The sequence below is a fragment of the Rhizobium mongolense subsp. loessense genome, assembly GCF_900099775.1.
Classification (GTDB): Bacteria; Pseudomonadota; Alphaproteobacteria; order Rhizobiales; family Rhizobiaceae; genus Rhizobium; species Rhizobium loessense.
Window position 1 is genome coordinate 153633 of the sequence record NZ_FMTM01000006.1, and the last position, 19528, is coordinate 173160.

The following is a 19528-nucleotide window of genomic DNA, read 5'->3' on the forward strand; positions in this document are numbered from 1 at the left end:
ATTCGTTCGTTGAGCATTATCGAAACAAAAATGGAGGCGCGACCCGCCAAGGGTCGTGCCGTGCCTCTCGCGAAAGCAATCGGGCGCTTCCTGATCGCTGCCGTGACGACCTATCTCGGACTTCTGGCCGTCACCTTCTTCATCGGCCGTGTCGTGCCGATCGATCCGGTTCTTGCAATCCTTGGCGACCGCGCGCCGACGCATGTCGTGGAGCGCGTGCGTGAAGAGCTCGGCTTCAATCTGCCGCTCTATCAGCAATTCTTCATCTATATCAAAGGCATCCTTTCTGGTGATTTCGGCAATTCGGTGCTGACCACCAATCCGGTGATGACCGATATCCGCCGCGTCTTTCCGGCAACGATCGAGCTTGCGACCCTCGGCACCATTTTTGGCGCACTGATTGGCATTCCGCTCGGCGTGCTTGCGGCTGTGCGGCGCGGCAGCCTTGCCGACCAGTTCGTGCGTGTCGTCGGGCTTGTCGGCTATTCCGTGCCGATCTTCTGGCTGGCCTTGATCTCGCTTGTCGTATTCTATGCGCAACTGCGCTGGGTGGCCTTCCCGGGGCGCATCGATATCGTATTTGAATATACGTTCACGCCGATTACCGGCTTTTATCTGATCGACAGCGCCTGGCAGGGGCAGTGGGATGTCTTTTACGACGTCTTCCGGCACATTATCTTGCCAGCATCGCTGCTCGGCTATTTCTCGCTCGCTTATATCAGCCGGATGACGCGCAGTTTCATGCTGAACGAGCTCAGTCAGGAATATATCGTGGCTGCGCGCGCCAAGGGGCTTTCGGAAACCCGGGTAATTTGGGGCCACGCATTGCGCAATGCCGCAGTGCCGCTTGTGACGGTGATTGCGCTCTCCTACGCCGGGCTTCTCGAAGGCTCGGTGCTGACGGAGACGGTGTTCTCCTGGCCGGGCATCGGCCTTTACATCACCAACTCCCTGCAGAATGCCGATATGAACGCTGTCCTCGGCGGCACGATCGTCATCGGCACGGTGTTCATCGGCATCAACCTCCTGTCCGATCTTCTCTACCGGACGCTCGATCCAAGGACGCGAAGCCGATGACGGTCCCAGCCAGCCAGCCAGCGCCGATGAGCCGCCGCGAGTGGCTGCTTTCCGATCGCCCGCAATCACGCGTACAAGCCCGTCTCGGGCGCGCCTATGTGACCTGGCGGCAATTCAGTGCGAACAAGCTTGCCGTCCTTGGTCTCGTTATCATTATCGTGCTGCTCTTCGTTGCCGCCTTCGCTGATCTCTTGGCCACGCATTCGCCGGTGGTCGGCGATCTAAAGAATGCGCGACTGCTGCCGCCAGGTACCGGCGAGTACCTGCTCGGCACGGACGACCAAGGTCGCGATATCCTTTCGCGCCTGATCTACGGGTCGCGGCTGACGCTCTTCGTCGTCGTGCTGGTGGCGATCATCTCGGCGCCGATTGGACTGATTGTGGGCACGGTCTCCGGCTATGCCGGCGGATGGGTGGATGCAGTGCTGATGCGTATCACCGATATCTTCCTAGCGTTCCCGAAGCTGGTGCTGGCGCTTGCCTTTGTCGCGGCACTCGGGCCGGGCATCCAAAACGCGATCATCGCGATTGCAATCACGTCCTGGCCTCCTTACGCCCGCATCGCCCGGGCGGAAACGCTGACGGTGCGGCGCTCGGATTACATCTCGGCGGTCAAGCTGATGGGTGCATCGCCGGCCCGCATTATCATCCGCCATGTCATGCCGCTCTGCCTCTCGTCGCTGATCGTTCGCGTAACGCTCGACATGGCGGGCATCATCCTGACGGCTGCCGGTCTCGGCTTTCTCGGTCTCGGCGCGCAGCCGCCACTGCCGGAATGGGGTGCGATGATCGCCTCGGGTCGCCGTTTCATTCTCGATCAATGGTGGGTCGCAGCCATGCCGGGTATTGCGATCCTCATCGTCAGCCTCGGTTTCAACCTGCTTGGCGACGGCCTGCGCGATGCGCTCGATCCCAAGGAGAGCGGCCAATGACGGCTTTGCTGACGGTCGACAATCTGAAGGTCAGCTACCCGACGCGCACCGGCGTGATCGAAGCTGTTCGCGGCGTTTCCTTCACGCTGGACAGGGAACGCCTCGGCATTGTCGGGGAGTCGGGATCTGGCAAGTCGCAGACCGGCCGAGCGATCATGGGGCTCACGCCGAAGCACGGCATCGTCACGGCCGACAAGCTCGACTTCAACGGCATCGATCTCATAGAGGCTTCAGCGAAGGAACGGCGGCTCCTGCGCGGCAAGCGCATCGCCATGGTGTTGCAGGATCCGAAGTATTCGCTCGATCCGGTGATGTCGATCGGCCGGCAGATCTGCGAGACGCTGAGAACGCATGAGAAAGTCAGCAAGGCCGAGGCGACCGAACGGGCGCTTGCCATGCTGGAGGCGGTGCAGATTCGCGATCCCAAGCGTGTCTTCGATCTCTACCCGCATGAGGTCTCAGGCGGCATGGGCCAACGTGCAATGATCGCCATGATGCTGATTGCAGGGCCGGAACTGCTGATCGCAGACGAGCCGACCTCGGCGCTCGACGTCACCGTGCAGCTCGACGTGTTGAAGATCCTGGACAAGCTTGTTTCCGAGCGCGGCATGGGGCTCATCTTCGTGTCGCACGATCTGCGTCTTGTTTCCTCGTTCTGCGACCGCGTCATCGTGATGTATGCCGGTAAGATCGTTGAAGAGCTTAGGGCTTCTGACCTTAAGAATGCACAGCATCCCTATACGCAGGGACTTTTGAACTGCATGCCGCAAATCGGAGAAGACCGCCATCCGCTGCCAGTGCTCGACCGCAAGCCGGAGTGGGCTGCATGAGTGTGGCGCTTTCGGTCGAAAATCTCAGCGTCGTCTATGACGATTTTCATGCGCTTCGAGATGTCAGCATCGCGGTGGCATCCGGCGGCTCATTCGGGCTGGTTGGGGAATCCGGCTCCGGCAAGTCGACGCTGCTGCGTGCGGTAGCGGGCCTGGCGCCGGTCAAGGGTGGCGCAATTCGCATTCATGATCAGCTGCTGCACGGTCCAAAACGCAGCAAGGCTTTCTATCGAAATGTCCAGATGGTGTTCCAGGACCCTTATGGCTCGCTGCATCCACGTCAGACGATCGACCGGCTGCTGCTCGAGCCATTGGCAATTCACCGGATTGCCGACAGCGAGAAGCGCATCGCGCGGGCACTGGATGAAGTCGGCCTTGGGAACGGCTTCCGCTTCCGCTATCCGCACCAGCTTTCCGGCGGCCAGCGGCAGCGTGTGGCGATTGCGCGCGCCCTGATCGTCGAGCCGTCGATCCTGCTGCTCGATGAACCGACGTCGGCGCTCGACGCTTCCGTGCAGGCGGAGGTGCTCAATCTGCTGGAACAGATCAGGCGTGACCGCAAACTGACCTTTGTCATGGTGAGCCACGACCTTGGTGTCGTTACCCATATGTGTGAAAGGCTTGCCGTGATGCGCAATGGCGCCGTCGTCGAACGGCTGACCTCCGGCCAGCTGGCCAGCGGGGACATTCATGAGGATTACACGAGAAATTTGATGATCGCGAGCAAAGGCTTCGTCAAAACCAGAACTGCAGATTTTTCAAATATTTGAAATCCTTTTGAACACTGGTCATTCAAGGTTAAGCAGCCGTTAAAAGACTATTCGACTAGACTATTGACAGCCGATTTTCATCTGTCATGATCCTGTTAACGAGTGTTAGCTTTCGTGATCATGGAGGTGAGGCATGTTCTTTCTCGGCGGAATGACCATGGGATATCTCGATCCTCCGGCCAAGGTCGAACGGAGCGAGCAGACAAGCGTTTCCATTCCCGCTGAAAGAGATCGCCGATTGATCGAGGCTTCCTCGGGTGCCCAAAGAGAAGAAAACGCAATCGAGCGTTCGTTGATCTGGGCATGGCGCACTCTTTGCTGAGCCGGGTCAGATTTTCTATCCCTCGCGCTGTGGAAGGAAATTTATCTCTACCTAGCTTATAGAGAATATAGGAATATCAGTGCCGGCAGACGCCGCGCCAATAATAAGAGACGGAGGCAACACATGGCAGACCTGGGTATTTCGCATACTCAAGCGAACTATTATGGTTCCGTACCGGCCAAGAAGCCGGCTTCAATGCGCCAGAAGTTTCATTTTGCGCTCAATGCCACGCTGTTTACCGCGGCGTTCGCTTTCGTTGCGGCCTTGGTCTGCGGCGTTATCGGCTGATCGAGCTGTCGTGCCGGCATTGCCGGCACATTGCGAACTTACTTCTCAAGTCCGCGGGCTGGGTCGGCCAACAACAACAGCGGTCCAATCACGTTTGAAAATCCGGTGCCCGATGGGTGCCGGATTTTTATTTTGATAGCCAAGAACTGCCAAAATTGAGGTAAGCAAAGCTGGGCAATTCCGTGCCTTTTGACTTGATTTATCGGGAGGGTGTCCAACTTTCCCGGATGGTTCTTCGGGGGTGGAGGCAAAATGCAGCTCTGACCGGCAGAATCGTGCCATAAATCGGGCCTAAACCGTTTCGTATCGGAAATCTGTGGCTTTCGCGTCTTCCTGGAAAGCCCCTTGGCCGTTCATGTCGCAGTCATAATTGCCGGTGCAAAAGGCTAGGCAAAATTACCATAACCTTAGTTTGGACCCAGAACCGAACCCATGACCATTTCCATTCCGTCTCCAAACCCGTCACGCGAAACCGAAGTCAAGCACATCGACCACAACGATTCGGTCCGCTCGACCTACCTGTCGATTGAAGACATCAAGGCGATGGGTGAATCGATCGCCCGCAAAGGCGTCGATTCGCTGCCGGCTTTTACTCCCTTCGATTTTTTTGCACGACATAAGGAGAACGAGAAGGAAATCCTGCGCGTTTACCGCACGACCGCGGCCGACGTGGAAGCGGGCGAGACAATCACGCCTGCCGCCGAATGGCTTCTCGACAACCACTATATCGTCGAAGAGGCAATTCAGGAGGTCCGCCGCGACTTCCCGCGGCGCTTCTACCGCGAGCTGCCGACCATCGATGTTGATGGTGTGCAGGTACCACGCACGCTGGTGCTCGCCTGGCTCTACGTCGCTCACACCCACAGCACCGTGTCACAGGAAAGTCTAACGGCGCTTGTCGATGGCTTCCAGCTGGGAGAGACGTTGCGCATCGGTGAGCTTTGGGCGGTCCCCTCCCTCGTGCGTTATGTTCTCGTCGAAAACCTCCGTCGCATTTCCAGTCGCGTTGAACGCAGCCGGCGCATACGCCGCCGCGCGAACGAGGCGGCCGACGAACTCGTGCGTTTGGACGATCCGGCGAAGGCTGCAGAGTATCTGAGGACGCTCGAACCGCTTGCTGAGGACAATACGTTCTCGACGCAGTTTCTCTATCGCATGCGCGACGGTTCGCAGGCGTCTAGTCTTGCGATCGCCTGGCTCGACGAGCGTCTGGAAATGCTCGGCCGTGATACCGAGGAAGCGACGATGGCGGAGCATAGCCGCCTCTCCTCCGGCAATGTCACGATGGGCAACATCATCCGGAGCCTTCGCGAGATCGACGATGCGGAATGGTCGGTCTGGGTCGAGCAAGTCAGCCATGTCGACAAGCTGCTCTGGGAGAATTCCGATTACGGGATCCTCGATTCGGGATCACGCAACAAATACCGCAAACAGATCGAAAAGCTCGCCAAGCGCTCGCCGCTGACGGAAATGGAAGTCGCCCAATTGGCGCTCGACATGACCAGCGAAGCCAGAGCCTCCGAGGAGCCGCAACCGCATGAGCCGAATGTCGGCGGCTTTCTCGCCGGCATGCACCGGCCGAAGCTTGAAGAACGTGCCAACTATAGTCCGACCTTTGTCCAGCATTTTGTTCGAACGGTCCGCAAGTTCAACTGGCTGTCGATTGCCGTCCCCGTCATGCTGCTTACCGTCATTGCGATGGCGATCGTCGGGCGCTTCATGGCCAATGCCGGCATGGGCACGTTGGAAATCGCCGTATTGCTGCTCATGTTCTCTCTTCCGGCATCAGAGGGCGCGACCGGTCTTTTCAATACCTTGCTGTCCTTCTTCGTGACGCCATCGCGGCTTGTCGGCTACGAGTTCAAGGAAGGTATCCCGGAGGATGCACGCACGCTGCTTGTCGTGCCATGCCTGATTTCGAACCGCGACAGCGTCGACGACCTGGTTCGCAATCTCGAGGTTCACTATCTCGCCAATCCGCGCGGCGAAATCTATTTCGCGCTGCTGAGCGACTGGCCGGACAGTGACTTCGAGGAGACGCCGAACGATCTGGAAGTGCTGGACTACGCCCGACGTGAAATCGCCAATCTTTCGGCACGTTACGCCTATGACGGCAAAACGCGCTTCTATCTCCTGCATCGCCGCCGCCTCTACAACCCGTCAGAGGGCGTCTGGATGGGTTGGGAGCGCAAGCGCGGCAAGCTGCACGAGCTGAACATGCTTTTGCGCGGCGACAGCGACACGACCTATCTGCCGGGCGCCAATATTGTACCGGCTGGCGTTCAGTATATCATGACGCTCGATTCCGACACGCGCCTGATGCGCGATGCCGTGACAAAGCTTGTTGGCAAACTCTATCATCCGATCAACCGTCCGGTGATAAACCCGAAGACAGGCCGCGTCGAAAGCGGCTATGGCGTGCTGCAGCCGCGCGTGACCCCGTCGCTGACGACCGGCAAGGACGCTTCGGTCTTCCAGCGCGTCTTCTCGATCAACCGCGGCCTCGACCCTTACGTCTTCACGGTTTCCGATGTCTATCAGGACCTCGCAGGCGAAGGCACGTTTACCGGCAAGGGCCTTTATCATGTCGATGCCTTCGAAGCTTCGCTGAGGGACCGCATCGATGAGAATTCGGTGCTGAGCCACGATCTTCTCGAAGGTTCGATGGCGCGCTGCGCACTCGTCACCGATCTCGAGCTCGTCGAGGACTTCCCGATCCGCTACGAAGTCGAGGCTTCGCGCCAGCATCGCTGGGCGCGTGGCGACTGGCAGCTTCTGCCGTATATGTTCAATCCAAAATACGGCGTCACCGCTCTCGGGCGCTGGAAGATGTTCGATAACCTGCGCCGCTCGCTGACGCCGATCGCCTGGTTCTTTGCTTCCGTGCTCGGCTGGTATTTTATGGGCCCGCTTGGCGCACTCGTATGGCAGATCCTCCTGATCTTCTGCCTCTTCGTTGCGCCGACGCTGTCGCTCATACACGGCATCATTCCACGCACCAGCGATATCGTTGCACGGGCACATCTTTATACCGTGTGGTCGGATATCCGCGCTGCGAACGCCCAGGTGGCGCTTCGTATCGTTTTCATTGCCGATACGGCTTGCATGATGGCCGATGCGATCGGCCGCTCGCTCTACCGTCTTCTCGTCAGCCATAAGTTGATGCTGCAATGGCGCACTGCTGCCAGCGTCCAAGCGGGCGGGCAGGGAACAATTCTCTCCTACTACGGCGCGATGTGGCACGCCCCGGTGCTGGCGCTGCTCGCACTCGGCTTTGCAGCACTTCCCGGCGACAATGCATTCCTCGTCGGCATTCCATTTGCCATGTTGTGGACCTTGTCGCCGCTCGTTGCCTGGTATGTCAGCCAGTCGGCAGAAACCGAAGACCGCCTGGAAGTCGCCGATTCGGTCTCAAGCGAGCTCAGAAAGATCGCGCGCCGCACCTGGCGTTACTTCGATACGTTCACTACGGCAGAACAGAATTACCTGCCACCGGATAATATTCAGGAGACGCCGCACGTCATCGTCGCGAGCCGCACCTCGCCGACCAATATCGGCGTATATCTGCTCTCGGTCGTTTCCGGTCGCCAGTTCGGCTGGTTTTCCTTCGAGGAAACGATCGAGCGGCTGGAGCAGACGATCGCTACCATCGACAAGATGGAAAAGTATCGCGGCCATCTCTTTAACTGGTACCACACCGATACGCTTCAGACCCTTGGGCCGCGATACGTTTCCGCTGTCGACAGCGGCAATCTCGCCGGTCACCTGATTGCCGTTTCGTCAGCTTGCCGCAATTGGGCCGAGGCGCCGTCGGCGCATATGCAGGGCAATCTCGATGGCGTCGGCGACACTGCCGGCATCCTCGGCGAAGTACTGGCCGACCTCCCAGACGATCGCAAGACGGTCCGTCCGCTCCGCCGCCGCCTGGAAGAACGGATCGTCGGCTTCCAGAACGCGCTCGCCGCCGTTAAGCGCGAGCACGAGTTCGCCTCGATCCGCGTCATCAACCTTGCGGTTCTTGCGCGTGACATCCAAAAGCTTGCGGCAAATCTCGATCATGAAGTGAAGTCGGCACTCAGCGGCGAACTTACCCGTTGGGCCGAAGCACTCGTCAAGATTTGCGAAGCGCATATTTCCGACAGCACGTTCGACCTTTCAAATATCGATGCCTTGCGGCCACGGCTGATTGCCCTTCGCGACAAGGCCCGCGATCTCGCCTTCTCGATGGACTTCAGCTTCCTGTTCCGTCCGGAACGCCGGCTTCTTTCGATCGGCTATCGCGTCGAAAGCGGCGAGCTCGACCAGGCCTGCTACGACCTTTTGGCGTCGGAATGCCGGCTGACCAGTCTCTTCGGCATCGCAAAGGGCGACTTGCCGACGGAGCATTGGTATCGCCTCGGCCGCCAGGTCGTGCCGGTCGGTTCGCGCGGCGCTCTGGTCTCTTGGTCCGGCTCGATGTTCGAATATCTGATGCCGCCGCTCGTCATGCAGGAGCGCGGCGGGGGTATTCTCAATCAGACCAACAATCTGGTCGTGGTCGAGCAGATGAACTACGGACGCAAGCTCGGTATTCCGTGGGGCATATCGGAAGCGGCCTTCAATGCTCGCGACCATAACCTCAACTATCAGTACACGAACTTCGGCGTACCTACGCTTGGCCTGAAGCGCGGCCTCGGCCACAACGCCGTCATCGCGCCTTATGCCTCGATCCTCGCCAGCCAATACGACCCGCAAGGGGCGCTCGAAAATCTGCAGCGCCTGCGCAAGCTCGGTGCGCTCGGCAAATTCGGATTCCATGATGCCGTCGACTTTACGCCGACCCGCGTGCCGGAAGGCAAGAAATGCGCTGTTGTCTACAACTACTATGCGCACCATCATGGCATGTCGATTGCGGCGGTTGCCAACGTCGCTTTCAATGGGCATCTGCGTGAGCTCTTCCACTCCGATCCGGTGATCGAAGCAGCCGAACTGCTGCTGCAGGAAAAGGCACCGCGCGACATCCCCGTCATGAGCGGCAAGCACGAATCGGATACGCCTGCCAGCATCCAGGAAGATCTGCTGCGGCCGGAGCTTCGCAAGATCGCCGATCCACTTTCGCGCGATCGCGAAGTCATGTTCCTGTCCAACGGTCACTATTCGATGATGCTGACGGCGACCGGTGCCGGCTACGCACGCTGGAACGGTCAGGCCGTTACCCGGTGGAAAGCCGACCCGACGGAAGACCGCTGGGGAAGCTTCATCTTCCTGCGTGACACGGCGACCAATGAATGGTGGTCGGCCACGGCCGAACCAAAAAGTGTCGAGGGCGAAAAGGTCAATGTGCTCTTCGCCGACGAAAAGGCGGAATTCACCAAGGTCGTTGGCGACCTCAGCAGCGAACTGGAATGCATCGTTGCGACTGAGCATGATGCGGAAGGCCGCAGGCTGACACTTCTCAACATGGGATCGGAAGACCGCTTCATCGAAGTCACCTCCTATTTGGAACCGGTGATCACATTGGATGACACGGACAATGCGCATCCGGCTTTCGCCCGCATGTTTGTGAAGACGGAATTCGGCAGGCGCGGCGACGTCATCCGTGCCGAACGCAACAGACGCGATCCGGGCGAACCGAACATGAGCATTGCCCATCTGATCGTCGACAGTGCCGGTCCTTCCCGGCAAACGGAATTTGAGACCGATCGCCGCAAATTCCTCGGCCGCGGCCGTAGTCTTGCGGATGCCGCAGCCTTCGATCCTGGCGCGACGCTTTCGGGCACCGACGGCTTCACGCTCGATCCGGTCCTTTCGCTGCGCCGCACGGTTCGTGTGCCGGCCGGCAAGAAAGTCAGCGTGATCTTCTGGACGATCGCCGCTCCTAGCCGCGACGAGGTGGACAAGGCTGTCGAGCGCTATCGGCACGCCGATGCCTTCAACCATGAGCTTGTCCAGGCCTGGACCCGCACCCAGGTGCAAATGCGCCATGTCGGCGTGACGTCGCAGCAGGCTGCCGCCTTCCAGTATCTCGGCCGGCATTTGGTCTATCCCGACATGGATTTGCGCGCCGATGCTGCGGCAGTTCGAGCCGGTATGCAGTCACAATCGTCGCTGTGGCCGCTTGCGATCTCCGGCGACTTCCCGATCTTCATGCTGCGCATCGACGACGACATGGATCTCGATATCGTTCGTGAGGCGTTGCTGGCGGAGGAATATCTGCGCTCGCGTGGCGTGACGGCCGATCTTGTCATCATGAACGAGCGTGCATCCTCCTATGCGCAGGACATGCAGCATGCCGTGGACCAGATGTGCGAAAACGTGCGCCGCATTGGCCAGGCCGATGGCCTTCGGCAACACATCTTTGCCGTCCGGAAGGATTTGATGGAGGAGGCGACCTATCATGCCCTGATCGCCGCTTCGCGCGTCACCTTCCATGCGAAGAACGGCAAGGTTGTCGATCAGATCAACCGCGCCATCGCCCTTTCTGCACCTTCCAAGGACGACCTGCCGGAAATGGAACGCGAGCAGCGCAAGACCCCGGTCAAGCGCGTGGCGCGTGTCGTGCAGCCCAGGCCGCCGGCGCTCGTGATCGAGGAGGAAGGCGATCTCGACTTCTGGAACGGCTTCGGTGGTTTTGCCCGCGACGGCCGCGAATATGTCGTTCGTCTTGCTGGCGGCACGGCAACACCGCAGCCCTGGATCAACGTGATCTCGAACGAGAAGTTCGGCTTCCATGTGTCTGCGGAAGGCGCGGGTTTCACCTGGAGCGTCAACTCGCGCGACTATCAGTTGACCTCCTGGTCGAACGATGCCGTTGTCAATCGCTCAGGCGAGGCGATTTACGTCACCGATCTTGAAAGTGGCGCGCTGATGACGCCCTTTGCTGGGCTTTCGCAGAGGAGCGATGTCCGCTTTGAGGCACGCCATGGTCTCGGCTACTCTGTCTTCTCCAGCGAGCAGAACGATATCGCCCTCGAAGTGACACAGACGGTCGATCGCCAAAGGCCGGTCAAGCTGCAACGCGTCCGGTTGCGCAACATAGGCACCACCGCGCGCAAGCTGCGGCTCTACGGCTATGTCGAGTGGGTTCTCGGCAACAACCCACAGCGCTCGGTGCCCTTCATCCTCTCATCGCGCGACGAGGAAACCGGCGCACTCCTTGCCGCCAACCAGTACAGCATCGACTTCTCGAACCGGGTATCCTTCTTTGCCGCCAGCGTGAAGCCGTCGAGCTTCACGACAAGCAGGCGCGAGTTTATCGGCAAGGCGGGCACGATTCAGGCTCCGCAGGCGCTCAAGTCATCCGTTGCGCTTTCCGGCGCCACGGAACTTGACGGCGATCCGGCAGCGGCTCTCGCAATCGATATCGAAATCGGTGCTGGAGAAGAGCGTGACGTCACGTTCTTCCTGGGCGACACGGCCTCGAGGCAAGAGGCACAAAGCTTGATCGCCGAGATCCGCAAGACCTCTGTCGAGGACACTGTTCAGGCAAACCGTGATTTCTGGCAAAGCTTTACGGGCAAGGTTCAGATTTCGACGCCGAACCAGGCCATGAACAATCTCGTCAATGCCTGGCTGCCCTATCAGAGCCTTGGCTGCCGCATCATGGCACGGTCGGCCTTCTATCAGGCAAGCGGCGCCTTTGGCTTCCGCGACCAGTTGCAGGATACGCTGGCTTTCGTGCTTCAGGAGCCATCGCTCGCGCGCAACCAGATCGTCAACGCTGCCTCGAGGCAGTTCCGCGAGGGCGATGTCCAGCATTGGTGGCTGCCGGGAACCGGCGCGGGTGTCCGTACGCTGATTTCGGACGACGTGGTCTGGCTCGCCTATGCGATCCATCACTATTGCAGCGCAACGGGCGACAAGAGCGTGCTTGACGAGGAATTGCCGTTCCTCGAGGGCCCGGCGTTGCTCGAAGGCCAGCACGACTCCTTCTATCGTCCGGAAGTTTCGGACGACAAGGCCAGCATCTACGAGCATGCTGCCTTGGCCCTTGATCTCGCGATCAAGCGAAAGGGCTCGAACGGCCTGCCGCTGATCATGGGCGGCGACTGGAACGACGGGATGAACCGCGTCGGCATCCAAGGCCAGGGTACAAGCGTCTGGCTTGGCTGGTTCCTGGCAGGCGCGCTGCGGTCCTTCATTCCTTATGCGCAAGAGCGGAGCGACGCTGCCCGCGTCGAGCGCTGGACGAAACATCTCGGTCAACTGAAGTCCGCGCTCGAAAGTGAAGGTTGGGACGGCGGCTATTATCGTCGAGGCACATTCGACGACGGCAGCCTGCTCGGTTCGAAGGAAAGCCTGGAATGCCAGATCGATTCGATCGCGCAATCCTGGAGCGTGCTTTCCGGCGAAGGCAATCCCGATCACGCGGTCAAGGCCATGGACGCAGTTTTGAACCGTCTTGTGGACAAAGAAGCGCGAATCATCCGCCTCTTTACCCCGCCTTTTGCCACGTCGGTCAGGGATCCGGGTTATATCAAGGCCTATCCTCCCGGCGTTCGCGAGAATGGCGGCCAGTATACGCATGCGGCCACGTGGGTGGTTATGGCGCTTGCTGAGCTCAACCGGGGCGATGATGCACTGGCCTGCTTCGAACTCCTGAACCCGATCACCCATGCGCGCGACAAGGCTTCGGCCGAGCACTATCGAGTCGAGCCCTACACCGTGGCTGCCGATGTCTACGGCGAAGGCGCGCTCAAGGGCCGCGGCGGCTGGACGTGGTATACGGGTTCCGCGGGCTGGCTCTATCGTGCCGCAGTCGAAGGGATTCTCGGTATCCGTTTGAAAAACGGACGGATTTTTGTTCGTCCGGCACTGCCGAGCGGTTGGGACGGTTTTTCGGCGGAGATCGAACACTCAGGTGTGAAATATCGCATTTCGGTCTCAAAATCGTCCCATCCGGACGGCTACACTCTGGTCATCAACGGCAGCGAAGTCGCCAATCCCCATGAGGGATATTCGGTCGGATAGCAGCATTTTCGACGCTCACACTCCGGCGATTCGTTGCAGCCAAAAGGTGAAACTTTTTGGCTGCAACCGCGTTTGCAGATCGAAACAGGAGAAACATCATGGCGGCTACGCCGGAAAACGCCATCGGCGCTGAGCGCTTGCCTCAATCAGCAGTGCGACCGGCGCGCGACACGAGGCTTGATGTTCTGCGTGGCCTTGCCCTCATCACGATTTTCATCAATCACGTTCCCGGCCAGATATTCGAGTTTGTGACGACGAAGAATTTCGGCTTCTCGGACGCTGCGGAAGCCTTCGTGCTGATCTCGGGCATTGCGGTCGGACTGGCCTATGGCGCCGGCTTCAAGGTCGGCAGGCGACTTGACATGGCGAAGAAGGCGATCAAGCGCGCCTTCACCCTCTATCTCGCCCACATGATCACGACCTTCATAACGCTCGCGCTGTTCATTTGCGGCGCCTGGTTGTTCCACCGGCCGGGATTGCTGGTCGAAATCAATATCCTCGCCGTCTTGATGAACCTGACGGAGGGAATACCCGCCCTGCTTCTGCTTGGCCACCAGATCGGCTACAACAACATATTGCCGATGTACGGCGCGCTGATGCTCATGGTCCCGGTCATCTTGCTTCTTTACTCGGCCCATCCGCTTCTGGCGCTTGGTGTTTCGGGTGCTGTGTGGCTCATTGCGGGCATCTATCAGATAGCGCCGCACAACATGCTCATCGCCGACTACTGGTTCCTCAATCCACTCTCCTGGCAGTTCTTGTTCACGATCGGCGCCGTTGGCATCATGCATGTCAAGCGTGGCGGCAAGCTGCCGGAGCACCCGATTTTGTTCGTGTTGGCTTCCGGCTACGTAGCGCTGTCCTTTGCTTGGGTTGTCGGTCACCTCTGGGACCTCGGCAATGTACTGGCAGCACTTGGCTTGCCGCCTGTGCTTACCGGTTTCGACAAGACTTTCCTGTCACTGCCGCGGCTGCTGCATGTGTTGGCGCTCAGCTACCTCGTGATCAATATTCCCGTGCTGTCTCGTATCCTGCGCCGTCCGTCGGATCATCCGCTGACCATCATTGGCCGTCACTCGCTGAATATCTTCGTGGCAGGGACAATTCTTGCGATGGCGGGCCAGGTGCTGCTCTACATTACCAATCACGACCAGATGATCGGTGCACTCTTTGTCGTCGCAGGCATCTCGGGTCAGTTCGCGTATGCCTACCACCTCGAGCGCAAACGCATCGACGGTACCGCGAAGGCCAGGTCGATGGGGCGTGGTGCTTCCGTTCCCGTCGCCGTCCGCGTCGGTGATGGACGAAAGCTCTATCGCGACAAATAGCTCTCTCTTTTTGCGATATCAAAACCGGCTGGCGAAACCGTCAGCCGGTTTTGATCGATCGGCCTTGGCCTGCAGTTCGGCCATCGGCCGACAATTGATGATGGCGAGCTCGCCGTATCTTTTCCCCGCCCAAATGCAATTGCCCAAGGAGAAATTCATGGTCGACGAAAAGCAACTGATTGCCAAAATCACGTGGCGGCTCATGCCGTTCCTAGGCGTTCTTTATCTCATCGCCTACATCGATCGCCAAAATGTCAGCTTCGCCAAGCTGGAAATGGTCGGCGCGCTTGGAATGAGCGAATATGCCTACGGCCTCGGCGCCTCGCTCTTCTTCATCGGTTATTTCCTGTTTGAAGTCCCGAGCAATCTGCTGCTCGAGCGGTACGGCGCCAGCAAATGGTTTGCGCGTATTTTGCTCTCGTGGGGCGCAGTTACGATCGCCCTGGCCTACACGCAGAATGCGACGATGTTCTACATTCTCCGCTTTCTTCTTGGTGCCTGCGAAGCCGGGTTCTTTCCGGGCGTCCTTTATCTGCTGACACTTTGGTATCCGTCCGCCTATCGCGGTACGATGGTCGGACTGTTCATGATCTTCAGCGCCCTTGCCAATGCCGTCGGCGCGCCGCTGGGCGGCATGCTGCTCGATCTCGACGGGCTTTATGGCATCGCCGGCTGGCAATGGGTGTTCATCGCGACGGGTATTCCAGCCGTCGTGGCAGGTGTGGTCACGCTGTTTTACCTCTCGGATCGCCCAGAGAATGCGAACTTTCTGAGCGATGCGGAGAAGAGCTGGCTCAAACGCAGGATTGAGGCGGAAAATGCAGACATGGACAAGAACGCGGAGAATGGCTTCAAGGCGCTCATCAATCCGAAGGTACTTCTCATGGCATTGTGCTACGTCGGCTTTCCTCTTGCAGCCTACGGTCTGAGCTATTGGCTCCCGACCATCGTCAAGGAATTCGGCGTCAGCAACACGGGCAACGGCTTTCTGAACATCATACCCTGGGTCCTCGTGGCGGTGGCGCTTTACATCGTCCCGTCGATGGCAGACAGGGCAGCTTCGAAGACACCGTATATCGTCATTCCGGCACTGCTGGGCGCCATATGCCTTGTCCTTTCTGCTGTTATTCCGGACCATGGCGTCCAGTTCGCATTTCTCTGCATCGCTGCAGCGGGCATCTTCGCCGGCCAGCCGGTCTTCTGGAGCCTGCCGTCACGCTTTCTGAGAGGCGCTGGTGCGGCGGCCGGGCTCGCCGCAATCAACTCCGTCGGCAATCTCGGCGGCTTTGTCGCCCAGAACGTCGTGCCCTGGATCAAGGACAGTACGGGAAGCACGATTGCGCCGATGTTCTTTCTTGCCGCGTGCTTGGCTGCCGCCGCGCTGCTGGTGCTCGTGGTCGGACGCGTGATGTCGCGTACACAGATTCCCGCCGTAGAGAGCGCAACTGTGCAACAGCGCGCGCAATCCTAACAATGCCAAGCCAAGGTCCCAGCAGAAGTATCGGCTCCTGGGGCTTTGGCTTTAGTCGGTCAGCAACGGCATTATTCCGCGAGAGAAGGTAAACGTTAACCAACACAAGCCTAACAGTCTGATGGAAACATGGATTGATTCGATGGCATCTTCTTTCGACACCCCTCTCGCCGCGCTGACTGCAAGCGAAATCGTGATATTTCCAACCATCCCCCAGCCCGGCGATATCGAGCGCTGCGCCGCAACGCTTGATGATCTGCACGGAGAACCGGCGGTCGCGTTCTGGAAAGCCGAGTGCCGTTTGCTGGCGGAGGAGCTTTCAAGATGTGGCTTGCGCGAGGAGAAGATTCGGGAGCGCGTCTTGTCCTTCCAGGCCGCGGTTCAGGCCGCTCTGGTAGAGAGACATCAGTTGCGCGCTTTATCCGAAAGCCGCGCGAGGCAAGGCAGAGGGCGCCGTCGCCTCTGACGCGATAAACCGTCCGCTGCCGCAGCTGTCACGGCATCAAGGCCTTGAGACCCGTCTGAGGTACTGAGCCGTATCGCTTTACAGTTCGTAACCCTTCACTGAACACCCGAATGCCATAGCGTTGTCTTAGCATCGAATTCCACTTTGCGGCGGCGGAAGAAAGGGCTCGGGTGCATTCCGGCAACGATCTCATTTGCAGCGCGTCCCGAGTTTCTAACCCCGATAAAAAAGGCCGGTAGGTTTCCCCTCCGGCCTTTCATTTTCGCTTTCGAACCTAGTTAAGCAGCTTCGGTCGTATGAGCCTTGCGGACTTCCTCGTCCGTCAGGATACCGCTGGCGCGAAGCAGCGCTGCAAAGCGGCCGTTGCTGTGGCTGAGTTCATCGAAACTACCCTGTTCGACGATCCGGCCATTGTCGAGGAAGAGCACCTTGTCTGCTTCACGAACCGTCGAGAGGCGGTGCGCGATGATAAAGGTGGTTCGGTTCTGGCGAAGGTTGTCGATTGCAGCCTTCACGCGGTTCTCGGTCTCCACGTCCAGCGCGCTGGTCGCCTCGTCGAGAACCAGGATCGGCGCATCCTTGAGGATGGCGCGGGCGATGGCCACACGCTGGCGCTCCCCGCCCGAGAGCCTGTTGCCACGCTCGCCGACATGCGTGTCATACTGTTCCTCGCGCGTCTCGATGAAGTCCGCCGCGGCTGCCGCTTCCGCAGCACGGCGCATCTCTTCCTCGCTGGCACCTTCTCGGCCAAGGCGGATATTGTCGCTGATCGAACGGTTGAGCAGACCCGCATCCTGGAACACGGTGGCGATATAACGGCGCAGCGACCTACGGGTGACCTTGGTGATGTCGTGGCTATCCACCAGGATCTGGCCGCTGTCCGGATCGTAGACGCGCTGCAGCAGATTGACGAGCGTCGTCTTACCCGCACCTGTCGGGCCTACGATCGCGACTGTCTGGCCAGCCTTCACCGAGAAGGAGACATTGTGCAGGCCTTGCGACGAGTTGCCGAAGCCGAAGGAGACGTCGCGGAATTCGACTTCGCCCTTGACGTCCTTGATGTCGGCATTGCCCGCCGGTTCTTCGCGCTCGCGAACGGAGTCTTCGAGCATATAGAAGTCTTCAAGCTTCGCGCGGGCTTCGAAAATCTGCGTAGCGAACTGGCGCATCTGGTCGAGGCGCGAGATCAAGAGGTTTGCAAAGCCGATGAACGCGATGACGTCACCGATCCGCAACTCGCCGGCCTGCACCAAAAGCGTGCCGATCACAAGGATGATCATCATGGCGATGGTCGATGCCATTCGGTTCAGAGCACCGGCAAGGGCCCACCAGTCGAGGACCGGGTACTGAGCCTGCAGCAGGCGGTCGGCAAAGCCCTTGAGCGCCTTGGTTTCAGCTTCGATGCGGTTGTAGCTGTGCAGGACCGAAACGTTGCTGATCGAGTCGCTCACATGCGAGAAAACGGTGTGATAGTGGTTTTCGACCGAAGCCTGTCCGTCCTTCGTTCGGCTCATGACCAGACGGCCGATCAGCCAGTAGGCAAGACCAAGCACGACCAGCACGCCGGACAATCTCAGGTCCATGGCCATGGCGGTCGGCACCAGAAGCGCAATGGCGACCGCGGTCGAGAGGTGGTTACGCATGAATTCGAGCCAGAGACCGAAGAGCGTTTCGCAAGCGCGCAGCAGCGTATGCAACGCGTTCGACGTACCGCGCTGGTGATGCCAGGAGAGCGGCATCGAGATGATGCGGCCAAATGCTTCCGTCAGCAAAGTCGCGCGCCGGCCATGGGCCAGCCTGTCCGCCTCGCGGGCGACAAGAACGAAGGCGATTGTATTGAAGACGGCAAACCCGGCCCACATGAACAGAATGGGCTTGACCTCGCCATTGCCTGAAATGGCATCGATGATGCGACCGAACAAAACAGGCTCCGCAATCGTGATCGCAGCCAGAACAATGTTCGCAACGACCACCAGGGATACGCGGAGCTTGTAAGCGCCAAGGTAGCGCAAAGCTCTTGCATAGACCTTGAATAATGACACGGCGGTACCTCTTGTGTGCATCTGCAAAAAACGGGATGGCGCGATGCTATGAAAGAACACCTGAACCGACGATTAACGGCGCATTCAGATGAGATGTTTCTGCAGGATTCGACAGATTAACCGTAGCGCGAAGCTGCTCAACCGATCGGGAGTGCAACAATTTCCACTTGTATTTAAACCAAGCTTTAGCAATCCATAAACCTTATATGAAAGCCAGCTTGTTAATCGAAGACCGTCGTTGCCACGTTCAGGTGGTCCGACCGACGGCCTTCACCGATCGCCCATTGCCGGGCAAGGGGCTTTTTTGTGAATATCCATTCTTTGGTTCAATTGCTCGTCGTCATAGAGGAATGCACGAAGTCCGAAAATGTCGTTGAGGAACTCCGGCGAGCCGTTCATTCCTATGGCTTCGAATATTATGGATTGCTGCGTCACCTGAAGCAGAACCACGATCCTTGGGGTCTCGTACTTGCTGGGCATTGGCCTGAGAACTGGCCGCAAACATATGTTGCAAAAAAATATGTCCTGATAGATCCAACAGTGCGGTATCTGGCCCAGGCGCAAAGGCCATTTCGATGGAAGGAAAGCCTTGCCGCCTACCGCCGCGATCCGCATCAGCGGCGAATGGAACAGATGATGGCGGATGCCCATGCCCACGGCCTCCGCGACGGCTACATCTTCCCCATTCACGGCAAAAGCGGCGTGCTCGGAAACTTGAGCGTCGGCGGTGGGCCCGTCGAATTGTCGCCGGTCGAGATGTCATTGTTCGAAACCGTTGCCCGCAAAGCGTTCTGGCGGCTGCTTGATCTCAAAGGCGAAGCAAAGTCACTCGAAAGCGCTTCATCGGTCAATATGCCGCTAACGCGCCGTGAGCTCGAAATCCTGCATTACTTGGCCGACGGCCTGACCTCGATGGAGATCAGCAAGGTGCTCAGCATCTCGAACCACACGGTCGATTGGTATATGAATGGGTTGCAGGACAAGCTGAAGGCCAAGAACCGCCAGCAGGCGGTGGCGCTGGCTTTCCGGCACGGGCTCGTCACCTAGTTTGCT

At 58.9% G+C, this 19528-nt stretch carries 12 protein-coding genes; 11 read left to right on the forward strand and 1 reads right to left on the reverse strand.

All coding sequences use genetic code 11. From position 1 onward, the window contains the following. Positions 1 to 9 precede the first annotated feature (9 nt). The 10 genes from BLP23_RS20110 to BLP23_RS34645 all read left to right on the forward strand — a co-directional run bounded on the left by BLP23_RS20110 (position 10) and on the right by BLP23_RS34645 (position 16433). Complete coding sequence (locus BLP23_RS20110) at positions 10 to 1077, forward strand: ABC transporter permease (protein ID WP_208603178.1); 1068 nt, start codon at positions 10 to 12, stop codon at positions 1075 to 1077. After that, positions 1074 to 2009 carry an ABC transporter permease gene (locus BLP23_RS20115; protein WP_092586614.1) on the forward strand — a complete coding sequence of 312 codons (936 nt, stop codon included), beginning with the start codon at positions 1074 to 1076 and terminating at the stop codon, positions 2007 to 2009. The genes BLP23_RS20110 and BLP23_RS20115 overlap by 4 nt, the downstream gene beginning before the upstream one ends. Continuing rightward, positions 2006 to 2839 (forward strand): ABC transporter ATP-binding protein, encoded by an 834-nt coding sequence (locus tag BLP23_RS20120; protein WP_092586615.1) that lies wholly within the window; start codon positions 2006 to 2008, stop codon positions 2837 to 2839. The genes BLP23_RS20115 and BLP23_RS20120 overlap by 4 nt, the downstream gene beginning before the upstream one ends. Beyond that, positions 2836 to 3609: an ABC transporter ATP-binding protein gene (locus BLP23_RS20125; protein ID WP_092586616.1), complete on the forward strand. Its 774-nt coding sequence runs from the start codon at positions 2836 to 2838 to the stop codon at positions 3607 to 3609. Before BLP23_RS20120 ends, BLP23_RS20125 begins: the two co-directional genes overlap by 4 nt. Positions 3610 to 3742: 133 nt before the next feature. After that, entirely contained in the window at positions 3743 to 3931 is a 189-nt protein-coding gene (locus BLP23_RS20130) for a hypothetical protein (RefSeq protein WP_092586617.1), read from the forward strand. A 123-nt stretch (positions 3932 to 4054) separates the two neighbouring features. Continuing rightward, positions 4055 to 4219, forward strand: a complete 165-nt coding sequence (locus BLP23_RS33750; RefSeq protein ID WP_167363946.1) for a hypothetical protein — start codon at positions 4055 to 4057, stop codon at positions 4217 to 4219. 432 nt (positions 4220 to 4651) lie between these two features. Beyond that, complete coding sequence (locus BLP23_RS20135; protein WP_092586618.1) at positions 4652 to 13168, forward strand: glycoside hydrolase family 94 protein; 8517 nt, start codon at positions 4652 to 4654, stop codon at positions 13166 to 13168. A gap of 98 nt (positions 13169 to 13266) precedes the next feature. Next, a complete protein-coding gene (locus BLP23_RS20140) occupies positions 13267 to 14496 on the forward strand; it encodes an OpgC family protein (RefSeq protein WP_092586619.1) in 1230 nt (409 codons plus the stop codon). A 157-nt stretch (positions 14497 to 14653) separates the two neighbouring features. Further along, complete coding sequence (locus tag BLP23_RS20145; protein ID WP_092586620.1) at positions 14654 to 15967, forward strand: MFS transporter; 1314 nt, start codon at positions 14654 to 14656, stop codon at positions 15965 to 15967. 142 nt (positions 15968 to 16109) lie between these two features. Further along, positions 16110 to 16433, forward strand: a complete 324-nt coding sequence (locus BLP23_RS34645; protein ID WP_092586621.1) for a DUF6074 family protein — start codon at positions 16110 to 16112, stop codon at positions 16431 to 16433. Between the two features lie 278 nt (positions 16434 to 16711). Here the strand turns inward: BLP23_RS34645 and BLP23_RS20155 are convergent, their stop codons facing one another. Beyond that, positions 16712 to 18475, reverse strand: a complete 1764-nt coding sequence (locus BLP23_RS20155) for a glucan ABC transporter ATP-binding protein/ permease (RefSeq protein WP_092586622.1) — start codon at positions 18473 to 18475, stop codon at positions 16712 to 16714. 306 nt (positions 18476 to 18781) lie between these two features. On the opposite strand from BLP23_RS20155, the gene BLP23_RS20160 reads away from it, so the two are divergent. Beyond that, positions 18782 to 19522 carry an autoinducer binding domain-containing protein gene (locus BLP23_RS20160; RefSeq protein WP_092586623.1) on the forward strand — a complete coding sequence of 247 codons (741 nt, stop codon included), beginning with the start codon at positions 18782 to 18784 and terminating at the stop codon, positions 19520 to 19522. Positions 19523 to 19528 lie beyond the last annotated feature (6 nt).